Here is a 12,781-nt window from a genome sequence, read left to right on the forward strand (position 1 = left end):
ACAATGAACAAGATCATGTTTCTGATGGCCGCCGCAATGATCACCGTTGGTGGCATCTCCGCAGCAAATGCACAAAGCAAACCCGCTGCAAAAACAGAACAAAAAGCAGAAAAGAAAGAGCATAAAGCAGAAAAAAAAGCGGAGCATCATCACTCCGGTAAAAAACACGAGGCTAAAAAAGCAGCCCCGGCGCAACAATAGCAATACAGGTTACAGGTTTTAGTTCGCATAAATAGGTTGATAGAATGGTTATGAAACGCCTTGTTTCATAGCATTAATCCTCTCCGCCCTGCCGTAAATGAGAAAACGCAGGGCGGATTTTTTTTGCCGGTATGCATTATATTTGTTTAATGCATGCAAAAACAATAACCCATATCTTATTGCTAACCCTGTTATGGTGTTTACCCTCCTGCCAATCCGGAAGAGCCACTGCATTCAGGGATTCGATCGTTCAGCAGGAACGAAGGGCCCTGGCCATTATGGTGGGCAAAGGAGGCCCTGCGGAACAAAAGCTGGAGAGCCTGATAAAAGACGATTTTACCGGCGCCCAGCTGGCCGTTGATGCCGAAGAAAAAGCCTTAGACAGTATCATCAACAGGATAAAAAGTCTTCCCGTCACTGGTGTCAAAGAAGGTGAACAGCTGAAAACGGCCGCCATCAACTTTTATACGGCAGTGAAGGCGATGGAAATATACGCGCGGAAGGAAATAGAACAACAGGCCCTCAGCCTGGACAAAGATGAAAAGCTATCCCACGCGGCGCAGGATAGCCTCTTACAACTCGCCATTGCCAAGAAGGAGGTAACGGCCGCTGTACGGCAAAAAGACGAGGAGTTTCAGAAAGCATTGCAGGCGTTTGAAACCGCCAACGGCATATAAAAAAAGAGCCGGCCCGGGAATATCCGGACCGGCTTGTCTGTATAATAAGGGTTTCAGGTAATTTATTCTTCTCCCGCTTCCTCGCCGTCGCTATGCCCGATGATCTCGCGCAAAGGTTTTACCGCCTGGTAAATGCCGCGGTTATAACGGTTCCCGAGGATGATCACCGTGGCCGAATCTTTCACAAAACGGTAAAACACGGTATTGTTGCCATGCCACCAGCCGTTGTGGTAGATGATCTTCTGCGTACTGTCCGGGTATACCAGCAGGCGCCAGCCCAGGCCATAATTGCGGATGCCTGGTTTTTCATTGCTGTAGGGTTTAAATGCTTCCTGGAGTGTTTCGGGCTTGAAGAGTTTGCCGGAATACAGCGCCTGGTCCCATTTCAACATATCCTGCGCCGTGCTGTAAATGCCTTTGTCGCCTACGGCGCCGTCAAAGCTGTTGTCCGGCTCGGGGCGCCAGCTGGAAAGGTGGCTGATGGTCTGATGGGGGCGGGGCGTCTTCGCGGGATCCGCCACAAAAGTATTGTTCATTTCAAGCGGGGCGAAGAAGGTCTGCTGGAGATAATCCGCATACTTCTGGCCGCTCACTTTTTCGATGATGGCCCCGAGAATGAGGTAATTGGTATTGCAGTAATTAAAATGGCGGTCCGGCTGGTATTGCACAGCTGGCTTGTGTACTGTCATCAGGCCGATCACTTCTTCGTTCGTGAGGAAGTGCGATTTGTCTTTGATGAGGCTGTCGCAGAAATAAAGGTAATTAGGCAGCCCGCTGCGATGGTTTAGCAACATGCGGATGGTGATGCCCGGGTATGGGAAATCAGGGTAATAATGTTGAATGGAGTCCTCAAGGCCGAGTTTCCCTTTTTCAAGCAGGCTGAGCACAGCCATACCCGTAAAGGTTTTGGACACGGAGGCGAGCTGGAACATGGAGCTGTCCGTCACCGGTGTTTTGGTGGCATGATTTTCAAGCCCCTGGTAGTGTTCGTACAGGATCACCCCTTTTTTTGCCACCAGCACGGCGCCGCTGAAAGAGGAGGAAGACAGCCGGGCGCGTACCAGTTCCTCTACCTCACGGCTGATGCGTTTATTGCGCGGATCGTTCAGCACGGCCGTTTTTTCTTCGTCTGTAAGCCCGATGGTATAAATGGAAGTAGATGTCTTGGAAGCGTTTTTTTCTTTGTTCCGGTGTGCAGAGCTGCTGTTGCACGCGGAATAGATCACAGAGCTGGCGGATATGGCCAGAAGTACAATTGCCTTCGAACGGTTCATTTAGTGCTGCTGATAAAAGTATTTAAAATCAGATTGTTAGCAATTTTCATGCCTTTTATAGGCCTGGAGGGTGGAAATTATTTAAAAAAGACCAAAGAAGACGCATCTTTTTTCGCCAATCTCTAATTTGCCGGGCCTCTTATTTGATTTCTCCCCAAACTCCGCTAGGTTTGCGGTGACTTTTGATGATATGTTTACAGCCACAACTGTCATGCCATCGTCATTCTCAGTAATATAACCAGCACCATGAGCCAAAGAAAATTAACGAGTTATCCGAAAGAGAAGATCAACATCCTTTTATTGGAAAACATTAGTGATGCCGCGGTGGCGGAGTTCAAAGAAGCGGGCTATGTGAACACCCGCAAGATCACAGGCGCCCTTAGTGAGGCAGACCTGATCAGGGAAGTGAAAGATGTCCACCTGCTGGGCATCCGGTCAAAAACCCAGGTAACATCGGCCGTACTGGCCGCGGCGAACAAACTGCAGGGCATCGGCTGTTTTTGTATCGGTACAAACCAGGTGGACCTGAAAAGCGCCACCGAGCACGGTGTGGCCGTATTTAACGCCCCTTATTCAAACACCCGTTCGGTAGCGGAGCTGGTGATCGGCCTGTCGATCATGCTGATCCGCCGCATCCCGGACAAAAATATAGCCGCCCACCAGGGCACCTGGATGAAAGAAGCCACCGGCAGCTACGAGCTGCGTGGTAAGACCATCGGTATTGTGGGGTATGGCAACATCGGCAGCCAGGTGAGCGTGCTGGCGGAAGCGCTGGGCATGAACGTGCTTTATTATGACGTGGAAACCAAACTGCCCATGGGCAATGCGGTTCAGATCAGGACATTAAAAGACCTTTTCAAACAATCGGATATTATTTCCCTGCACGTGCCTTCCAACAAAAGCACGGCGGATATGATCAATAAAGAGACGCTGAAAAACGTAAAAAAAGGCGCTATTTTCCTGAACTATGCGCGTGGGGAAGTAGTGGTGCTGGAAGATCTGAAAGAAGCCCTGGAGAAAGGCCAGCTGTCTGGCGCGGCGATAGACGTGTTCCCGGTGGAGCCGGAGAAAAACGGTGCCGCTTTCAGCACACCATTGCAGAAGGTTCCCAACGTGATCCTTACCCCGCACATCGGCGGCAGCACGGAAGAAGCCCAGCACAACATCGGGCTGGACGTAAGCAGCAAGATGCTGAATTACCTTGAAAAAGGCGCTTCATTCGGCTCTCATACCATTCCCGCGCTGAGTGTGCCACCGATCGAAAATACACACCGCATCCTGCATATTCACCGGAACGTGCCGGGTGTATTGTCCGAGATCAACAGCGCATTATCCGGCAAACATATCAACATCCTGGGCCAGTATCTCAAAACCAACGAACAGATCGGTTACGTGGTGCTGGACGTGGATTCCAAACTTTCCCAGGAAGCATTTGCCCTGCTGAAAGAGGTGAACCACACCATCAAAGCCAGGATGCTGTACTGATACCAGGCTATCAGCCAGAAAACGCCTCCTTATGAAGGGGGCGTTTTTTATGCCTGGAAATACCTCTCTGCAAAACTTAGCGCGGTTGAATACAGGGGACAGGGCGGTCAGGCGGTGGCAGGAAAGGGAATGAAGAAGGGTGAAGAAGGGAGTATGACGCAGGTATGAATAGGGTATGAAGCTAGTATGATGCAAGCCTCATACTAGTATTGTACTGGCATACCTGGACTTTACTTGGACTTTACTTGGACTTTACTTGGACTTTACCTGGACTTTACCCGGACTTAGGATGTGTTTTTTGGGGGATTTTTATCTTTTTTGAGGTCAGATCGCGCAGATTATTACCTTGAACTTTACCGGGCTTTAATAATGTTACCAGCTGCTTCGGAGGAGGTTTTGAGGTCCCGGTTATCAACATAAAAACAATAATCATACCGCCATAGTTCACGTTCTGGCGGCATTTTGTTCCGGAAAACCCGCCCAAAGCGGAATTTTGTTATCCCGCTAATTCTCCGGAGTTTTGCTTTTCAAATTATTGATCAACATATGACCAAATTGCTGAAACTGGAAGAAGCCGCCATGTTTTTACTGGCTTTACTGATGTTTGTACAGCAGTGCGACCTTTCGTGGTGGTGGTTCTGGGGATGCCTGTTATTACCTGACCTGAGCATGCTGGGTTACCTCGTAAACACCCGCACAGGCGCTTACGTCTACAATTTTTTCCATCATAAAGGGGTGGCTTTGCTGATCTACTTCGCCGGCACCTGGTTCCAGGTGGAGCCGCTGACCTTTGCGGGGATCGTGCTGTTCGCCCATTCTTCCATGGACCGTGTGTTCGGTTATGGCCTTAAACTGGTGACCGGCTTCCAGGATACCCACCTGGGCCGCATCGGGAAGAAATAGCACCGGCCGGCAGCAACAACGCCGGCATAATATCAGTTATCTCACGGTGCTTTGCAGGTGTGAAGCAAAGGTGCATTACGGGGTCACTATCAAGGTGTCGCGGTGCAAATTGCCATTGAATCTCATGAATTTCAGGTAATAGGTACCGGGGCTGGGATAGGTATATGTAAATCTTTTGGTATGATACCTGATTTCTTTCGTACAACCGGAATCTTTCGGCGTAAGACCCCATACTTTCACGACGAGGGTATCCGCTTCTTTCCAGCTTTCAAAGGAGTCGAATGAACTGCAACTGTTATGCAGGGAAAACGTGACGTCCAGCTGTACCGGCACACCAGCCCTGGCTGCGCCGATCAATTCTGTTTTGGCAACCGATCCCGGTGTCTTTTCATATTCTACTATGGGATCCGGATCATTGGTGCAGGAAACAGCCAGCAGTGTAACAGCGGCCGCGAGGAAGGTTGTTTTCATATGCGGAGGTTTTAGCGTAATACAATTGTATCCCTGTGGATCATGCTTTCCGGGCCCCAGGCGCCGGGGCCAACCCATTTGATGTAATAGGTGCCTGGCGAAGGGTAAGTTTTGGTAAAGGTTGCTGTGCGCGTCGGAATGTCATCGGTACAGACCGCCTCTTTGGGATAACGGCCCAAAACTTTTACCACCAGCGTATCCGCCTGTGTGGAAGACACAAACGAACCGAACTGGCCGCAGCCGTTGAATACCGCGAAGGTCACTTTCATATTGATGGTGAGGCCGCCACCGGTGTGGTTCAGCAGCTCAGTATCGTATACAGGGCTTACCATGGTTTCGTATTTACTTTCTTTCGGATCCTTTTTGCACGAAGTGAGGGCGAGCAGCAAGGCTGCGGCCATAAGGCATAGTTTCATGATCTCCGTTTTGTTTTAAACGGGCGGGAAAATTAAAAAGTTACAATATATCTCAAAAGAACCCTCCCTCATGGAAAGTTTACTGTTACCTCCAAAAAAGAGAGGCCGCCCAAATGAGCGGCCTCTTCCAGTGAAAGAATCGGGTCTTTTGTTTGAAAATATTATCTCACCACGGTCACATCGCCTTTGAGTATGAAGGCGGGGCCGTTTGTTACTTTTTTGTACGTGAGCCACCATACAAAGGTTCCTACATCTACCGGGCGGCCTTTGTAAGTACCGTCCCAGCCGTTGTGCTGGTCTTTGCTGATGTACACCATTTCACCCCAGCGGTTGAAGATGCGCAGCTCGTAGTCGTACATCGGGCCTCTTACCACGGGGCGGAACAGGTCGTTGTTTCCGTCTCCGTTCGGAGAGAAGGCGTTCGGTACTTCAGGTTTGCTGTCGCACTCTTTCACATCTATGGTGATCTCGTCCGTAGTGCTGCCGCAATCGTTGAACACCGTCACGCTGTAAGTACCCGGCTGGGTCACCTCGATGGTGGCGCTGGTGGCGCCGGTGCTCCATTGGTAAGCGGTGGCGTTCACAGCATTCGCCTTCAGGATGTGGCGACGGCCTTTACAGATGATCGTGTCGTTGCCCAGGTTCACTGTCGGCGGACCGGCGATGGTCACCCTGATGCTGTCTTCCTGGTACCTGTCGCAGTAGCGGTCCAGTATGCCCAGTTTGTACACACCGCCTGTGTTGATGCTCTTCACAGGGTTCAGATCCCCGTCGTTCCAGCGGTAGGTGGCCGCATCAGGATGACGTGCGTCTATGATGATGCTTCCGCCAGGGCACATGATGCGGTCCGGTCCGAGGTCGAACGTCATGTTCGGACGTTCTGCCACTCTTACGGATTCCCTCACCACGCAATTGTCCCTGTACACGGCTACGGAATAGGTTCCGGCCCTGCTTACGAGGATGGAGTTGCCCATCTCACCGGTGCCCCACTGTATACGTCCTGCGTTCGTGTTAACGGTCAGCATCACGGTCTGGCCCGGGCAGATGGTGGTATCCCTGCTGAGGGTGATATCCGGCGGCGGATTTACGGTTACGTTGATGGTATCGATGGTGATACATCCGTTTTTGATCACCTGTACCCAGAAGCGTTCCTGTGTGCTTACGTTGATGCTCGGTGTAGTGGCGCCCGTGCTCCAGAAGTAGCTGGATGCGCCTGCTACGGTTGCGTCAAGCGTTACGCTCTGGCCGCGGCAGATGGTCGTGTCAGGGATGTCTATCAGCGGCATCGGTATCACGCTCACTTCTATGGAATCGGTGGCGGTACACATACCGTTGCTCACGGTTACGCTGTATTTGCCGGCCTGCGTTACCCTGATGCGCTGGGTGGTTTCCCCGGTGCTCCAGGTGATGTTGTACCCGAAGTTTGCAGGGCCCGCATCCAGTACCATACCGTTTCCTCCGCAGAGGCTGGTGTCTTTGCCCAGGTTCACCACCGGCATATTCAGGTAGTTGATGGTGTAGGTCATGGTGTCTGACACACAGCCTGTCACGCCGTCCCTTACGATGAAGGAAGCAGTAGTGGCGCCGTTCACGTTGAACCTCGGGTTGCTGGAGGTAATCGGTACCTGTACCGCGTTCGCAGGCGTAACTGCTACGAGGGTGTATACCGGCCTGCTCACATTACCGCGTGTTCTCAGCGTGATGAACGGTGTGGTGCTACAGTTGGTGAATACATCGGCTTCCAGCTCAGGTTTCGGGCAAGGCATCACAATGATGCGCTGGATCACGTCCTGGGCCGCGTTGCCGCACTCATCCGTAATGCTCCACCTTCTGATGATGGTGTAACCGTTACAGAGATCCGGTGTGTACGGGTCAACGGTGTATTTCACTTTTTTCGGGAAGCTGGCGTCGCAGTTGTCTGTGGCGTTCAGCTCGATCATCGTGGTCGGGATGGCCTGACCACAGGTGAGGGTGATGTCCGCGGGCGGTGTTTCGATCACCGGCCTGGTGGTATCCCTTACTGTGATCACCTGGCGCATGGTGGCGGTGTTGCCGCACTCGTCTTTGGCGGTCCAGGTGTAGATCAGGCGATAATTGTTCATGCAGGCGCCCGGTATGTTCTCGCGAACCTGGTTGAAGGTTACGGCTACCGCACCGGCAATGCTGCAATTGTCTGATGCAGAGATGCTGATGGGCGAGGGGATGGCATCGCAGCTCACCGTGGTGTCCGCCGGTGCCGCCATGTTGAATACCGGTCTGGTGGTATCTATCACGGTGATCACCTGTGTGGCGGTGGCGCTGTTGCCGCACTCGTCCGTAGCCACCCACGTGCGGGTGAGCCTGTAGTTATTGATGCAATCGTTGGACAGCTGCATTTTGCTGAAGCTGTATGTGATCGTTACGTTGTTCGCGGAGCAGTTGTCCGTTGCTGTCATCACCGGTGCCGCGGGCACTTCGTGGCAGTTTACAGTGATGTTGGTAGGCGGCCGCAGGGTGAATACCGGTGCGGTTTTGTCTTCCACTGTTACGATCTGCCTTACGGTGGTGCTGTTGCCACACTGGTCGGTAGCGATCCAGGTGCGGATCAGGCGGTAGTTGTTCGCACAGGCGCCCGGTATGTTCTCGCGCACTTCGGTTTTCACGATGTTCAGGGTGTTCGCCGGAGAACAGTTGTCGGTTGCCATCAGGTCAGGCTGTGCCGGGATGGCGTCACAATCTGCGGTGATGTTCGCAGGGGCGGTAGTGGTGAACACCGGTGCGGTGTTGTCTTCTACCGTGAGTGTCTGCTCAACCGTCCTGCTATTGCCGCACTCATCTATCGCTGTCCAGGTGCGGATCAGGCGGTAGTTGTTCGCACAGGCGCCGGGGATGTCTTCGCGGCGTTCTGATTTGATATAGCGGATGTTGTTTGCCATGCTGCAATTGTCCATCGCGGTCAGGTCAGGTTGTACAGGGATGGCATTACATTCCACGGTGGCATTGGCAGGAGCGGAGACGGTGAATGTCGGCGCGGTACGGTCTGTCACTGTCAGTACCTGTTCTACCGTGCGGCTGTTGCCACATTCGTCGGTAGCGGTCCAGGTGCGGATCAGGCGGTAGTTGTTCGCACAGGCGCCCGGTATATCTTCCCTGCGTTCGTTCTTCACCACTGTTACACGGTTTGAAGGCGTACAGTTATCGGTTACGTTCAGGTCAGGCATTGCGGGTATCGCGCTGCATTCCACGGTTGCGTCCGCCGGTACGGATACGGTAAAGGTCGGCCTTGTGGTATCCTGTACGGTGATGGTCTGCGTTACCACTCTGGCGTTGCCACATTCGTCGGTAGCGGTCCAGGTGCGGATCAGGCGGTAGTTGTTCACACAGGCGCCGGAGATGTCTTCGCGGCGTTCTGCTCTTGTTACCGTGATGCGGTTGGTGGCGGTACAGTTGTCTGTTGCGGTCAGGGCCGGTTGTGCCGGGATGTTGTTACAATCCACGGTGGCATCCGCCGGTACAGGCATGGTAAATGTAGGCGCGGTGGTATCTGTTACGGTGATCACCTGCGTGAGGGTGGTGCTGTTGCCGCACTCGTCCGTAGCGGTCCAGGTGCGTATCAGGCGGTAGTTATTCGCACAGGTTGCGCCCGGTATCTGTTCTGTGCGCTCGGCGCGGGTGATGGTCACTCTTGCGGACGTGCTGCAGTTGTCGGTAGCGGTCAGCTGCGGCTGTGCCGGGATAGCGTTACATTCTACGGTCATGTCCGCGGGCACCGGCAGGGTGAACACCGGTTTGGTGGTATCCTGTACGGTTACGATCTGGGTGCCGATGGCGGTGTTGCCACATTCGTCTACGGCGGTCCAGGTGCGGATGAGGCGGTAGTTGTTCACACATGCGCCCGGGTCTGATTCGCGACGTTCTGCTCTTGTTACAGTCACATTTGCGGCGGGGCTGCAATTGTCCGTAGCGGTCAGTACCGGTTGTGCCGGGATGGCGTCGCAATTTACGGTCACGTTCGCAGGGATCGCCATGGTGAATACCGGTTTGGTGGTATCCTGTACGGTGATGATCTGTATCACGCGGGTGATGTTGCCACAGCCGTCGTTTGCGGTCCAGGTGCGCAGCAGCCTGTAATTATTGGCGCAGGCGCCCGGTATATCGATGTGTTGCTCGTCATATGCGATGCTCACTGCGGATGCGCAATTGTCGCGGGCCGTCATTACAGGCGCCGTCGGTATCGCGTCGCAATTCACAGTGGTATCACGTGGTATTATTGTGGTGAATACCGGTTTGGTGCGGTCTGCCACAATAATGGTCTGTGTAAGGGTGGTGGCGTTGCCGCATACATCCGTGGCCGTCCAGGTGCGGATGAGGCGGTAAGTGTTCGCGCAGGTGCTGTCTATCCTTTGCTGTGCTTTGGTGATGCTCACGATGCCGGAGCAGTTATCCGTAGCAGTCAGATCCGGTTGTGCGGGCACTGGGTCACACTCAACGGTGATGTTTGCAGGCGCCGGAGTGGTGAACACTGGCGGCCTTGTATCCTGTACGGTGATGATCTGTACGGCGGTGGTAAAATTGCCGCACTCGTCGGTAGCCGTCCAGGTCCTGCGCAGCTGGTAATTGTTCACGCAGGCGCCAGGGATATTCACGCGGGTTTCGCTGAATGTGATGGTGATCCTGTTCGTCGCGCTGCAATTATCCCTTGCTGTCATATTCGGTGCAGACGGGATGCTGTTACATTCTACTGTTACGTTGGCCGGTATTGTGGAGGTGAATACAGGAGCTGTACGGTCCACCACGGTGATGGTCTGTGTTACGGTAGTGGCGTTGTTGCATTCGTCCAGCGCGGTCCAGGTACGGATCAGCAGGTAGTTGTTCGCGCAGGCGCCCGGGATGTTCTGCCTGATCTCGTTTTTCAGTATCCTGATGGTATTGGCCGGGCTGCAATTGTCGGTAGCGGCCAGGTCAATCTGTCCCGGGATGGCACTGCATTCTACAGTTACATTGGCAGGAGCTGCAATAGTAAACACAGGCGGTCTTGTATCGCGAACGGTCACGATCTGGATTACAGAATCACGGTTACCACATACATCCGTAGCGATCCATACACGACGGAGCTGGTAGTTATTCTGACATGCACCGGCGGCACGAACCGTATCCTGTCTTCTGGTGATGGTAACCAAGCCGTTACAGTTGTCCGTTGCATTTAAGTTATCCTGAACAGGTATGGCATCACATTCTACGGTAATGTTCGCCGGAGCCGGAGTAGTAAATACCGGAGGACGGGTGTCCCGAACGGTTACGATCTGTATCACCGAATCACGGTTGCCACATACATCGGTAGCGATCCATACACGGCGGAGCTGGTAGTTATTGAGGCAAGCATTTACAGCACGAACCGTATCCTGTCTTCTGGTGATGGTAACCGGGCCGTTGCAGTTGTCCGTTGCATTTAAGTTATCCTGAACCGGGATGGCATCACATTCTACGGTAATGTTCGCCGGAGCCGGAGTAGTAAATACCGGAGGTCTTGTATCGCGAACGGTCACGATCTGGATCACCGAATCACGGTTGCCACATGCGTCCGTGGCAATCCACACGCGGCGGAGCTGGTAGTTATTCTGACATGCACCGGCGGCACGAACGGTATCCTGTCTTCTGGTGATGGTTACCAGGCCATTGCAGTTGTCGGTGGCATTTAAGTTATCCATAACCGGGATGGCATCACATTCTACCGTGATATTAGCCGGAGCAGGGTTAGTAAATACCGGAGGACGGGTGTCCCGAACGGTCACGATCTGGATTACAGAATCACGGTTACCACATACATCGGTAGCAATCCATACCCTGCGGAGTTGGTAATTATTGAGACATGCTCCGGCAGCACGAACGGTATCCTGTCTTCTGGTGATGGTTACCAGGCCATTACAGTTGTCCGTTGCATTTAAGTTATCCATAACCGGGATGGCATCGCACTCTACCGTGATATTAGCAGGAGCCGGAGTAGTAAATACCGGAGGTCTTGTATCGTGAACGGTAATGATCTGGATCACCGAATCACGGTTGCCACACGCGTCCGTGGCAATCCACACGCGGCGGAGCTGGTAGTTATTCAGACATGCACCGGCGGCACGAACGGTATCCTGTCTTCTGGTGATGGTTACCAGGCCATTACAGTTGTCCGTTGCATTTAAGTTATCCATAACCGGGATGGCATCACATTCTACCGTGATATTCGCCGGGGCAGGGGTTGTAAATACTGGCGGTGTAACGTCGTTTACGGTGATAATCTGTATCACCGAATCACGGTTACCACATACGTCCGTAGCGATCCATACCCTGCGGAGCTGGTAGTTATTCAGACAGGCAGCGGCGGCACGAACGGTATCCTGGCGGGTCGTGATCGTCACTGCACCATTACAGTTGTCCGTAGCAGTCAGGACATCCATAACCGGGATCTCGTCACATTCTACGGTGATAGCTGCCGGAGCAGGGGTCGTGAATACCGGAGGTCTTGTATCACGAACAGTCACGATCTGGATCACCGAATCACGGTTACCACATACATCGGTAGCAATCCACACACGGCGGAGCTGATAGTTATTCAGACAGGCAGCGGTAGCACGAACGGTATCCTGGCGGGTCGTGATGCTTACGAGGCCATTACAGTTGTCGGTAGCAGTCAGGACATCCATAACCGGGATGGCATCACATTCTACGGTAATGTCCGCCGGAGCCGGAGTAGTAAATACCGGAGGTCTTGTATCGCGAACGGTCACAATCTGGATTACCGAATCACGGTTACCACATACATCGGTAGCGATCCACACACGGCGGAGCTGGTAGTTATTCAGACAGGCAGCGGTAGCACGAACGGTATCCTGGCGGGTGGTGATGCTTACGAGGCCATTACAGTTGTCCGTTGCATTTAAGTTATCCTGAACAGGGATGGCATCGCACTCTACCGTGATAGCAGCCGGAGCTGGGGTAGTGAATACCGGTGGCGTAACGTCGTTTACAGTGATAATCTGTATCACTGAATCACGGTTACCACATACGTCCGTAGCGATCCATACTCTGCGGAGCTGGTAGTTATTCAGGCAAGCATTTACAGCACGAACCGTATCCTGTCTGGTCGTGATGGTCACCGCCCCATTACAGTTGTCCGTAGCAGTCAGGACATCCATAACCGGGATGGCATCACATTCTACCGTGATGTTCGCCGGAGCCGGGGTCGTGAATACCGGTGGCGTAACGTCGTTTACAGTGATAATCTGTATCACCGAGTCTTCGTTGCCACATACATCGGTCGCAATCCATACACGGCGGAGTTGGTAGTTATTCAGGCAAGCATTTACAGCACGAATGGTATCCTGGC

The 12,781-nt window shown here is 53.0% G+C and carries 8 protein-coding genes; 4 read left to right on the forward strand and 4 right to left on the reverse strand.

Going from position 1 to position 12,781, the window contains the following annotated elements; genetic code table 11:
• Positions 1-3: 3 nt before the first annotated feature.
• A complete protein-coding gene (locus EG028_RS26155) occupies positions 4-201 on the forward strand; it encodes a hypothetical protein (RefSeq protein WP_120515928.1) in 198 nt (65 codons plus the stop codon).
• 179 nt (positions 202-380) lie between these two features.
• Entirely contained in the window at positions 381-878 is a 498-nt protein-coding gene (locus EG028_RS26160; RefSeq protein ID WP_123864800.1) for a hypothetical protein, read from the forward strand.
• 62 nt (positions 879-940) lie between these two features.
• Here the strand turns inward: EG028_RS26160 and EG028_RS26165 are convergent, their stop codons facing one another.
• The gene (locus EG028_RS26165) at positions 941-2,152 is read right to left on the reverse strand and encodes a serine hydrolase domain-containing protein (RefSeq protein WP_120515926.1); all 1,212 of its coding nucleotides are present in this window, start codon (positions 2,150-2,152) and stop codon (positions 941-943) included.
• A gap of 246 nt (positions 2,153-2,398) precedes the next feature.
• Between EG028_RS26165 and serA the strand changes: the two genes are divergently transcribed.
• Positions 2,399-3,637, forward strand: a complete 1,239-nt coding sequence (serA, locus tag EG028_RS26170) for a phosphoglycerate dehydrogenase (protein WP_120515925.1) — start codon at positions 2,399-2,401, stop codon at positions 3,635-3,637.
• A gap of 546 nt (positions 3,638-4,183) precedes the next feature.
• Positions 4,184-4,540: a DUF4260 domain-containing protein gene (locus tag EG028_RS26175; protein ID WP_120515924.1), complete on the forward strand. Its 357-nt coding sequence runs from the start codon at positions 4,184-4,186 to the stop codon at positions 4,538-4,540.
• 75 nt (positions 4,541-4,615) lie between these two features.
• On the opposite strand, the gene EG028_RS26180 is transcribed toward EG028_RS26175, so the two are convergent.
• The 3 genes from EG028_RS26180 to EG028_RS26190 all read right to left on the reverse strand — a co-directional run bounded on the left by EG028_RS26180 (position 4,616) and on the right by EG028_RS26190 (position 12,686).
• Positions 4,616-5,011 carry a hypothetical protein gene (locus EG028_RS26180; protein ID WP_120515923.1) on the reverse strand — a complete coding sequence of 132 codons (396 nt, stop codon included), beginning with the start codon at positions 5,009-5,011 and terminating at the stop codon, positions 4,616-4,618.
• 11 nt (positions 5,012-5,022) lie between these two features.
• Complete coding sequence (locus EG028_RS26185; RefSeq protein ID WP_120515922.1) at positions 5,023-5,427, reverse strand: hypothetical protein; 405 nt, start codon at positions 5,425-5,427, stop codon at positions 5,023-5,025.
• Positions 5,428-5,588: 161 nt separating this feature from the next.
• Entirely contained in the window at positions 5,589-12,686 is a 7,098-nt protein-coding gene (locus EG028_RS26190; RefSeq protein ID WP_221198114.1) for an HYR-like domain-containing protein, read from the reverse strand.
• Between the last annotated feature and the right edge of the window lie 95 nt (positions 12,687-12,781).

The organism is Chitinophaga barathri, from assembly GCF_003807585.1.
GTDB lineage: Bacteria > Bacteroidota > Bacteroidia > Chitinophagales > Chitinophagaceae > Chitinophaga > Chitinophaga barathri.

Bases quoted from the DNA above. Each gene is read 5' to 3' on its own strand.
- EG028_RS26165 (WP_120515926.1), bottom strand. From the start codon at position 2,152: ATGAACCGTTCGAAGGCAATTGTACTTCTGGCCATATCCGCCAGCTCT.
- serA (WP_120515925.1), top strand. From the start codon at position 2,399: ATGAGCCAAAGAAAATTAACGAGTTATCCGAAAGAGAAGATCAACATC.
- EG028_RS26175 (WP_120515924.1), top strand. From the start codon at position 4,184: ATGACCAAATTGCTGAAACTGGAAGAAGCCGCCATGTTTTTACTGGCT.
- EG028_RS26185 (WP_120515922.1), bottom strand. From the start codon at position 5,427: ATGAAACTATGCCTTATGGCCGCAGCCTTGCTGCTCGCCCTCACTTCG.
- EG028_RS26155 (WP_120515928.1), top strand. From the start codon at position 4: ATGAACAAGATCATGTTTCTGATGGCCGCCGCAATGATCACCGTTGGT.
- EG028_RS26180 (WP_120515923.1), bottom strand. From the start codon at position 5,011: ATGAAAACAACCTTCCTCGCGGCCGCTGTTACACTGCTGGCTGTTTCC.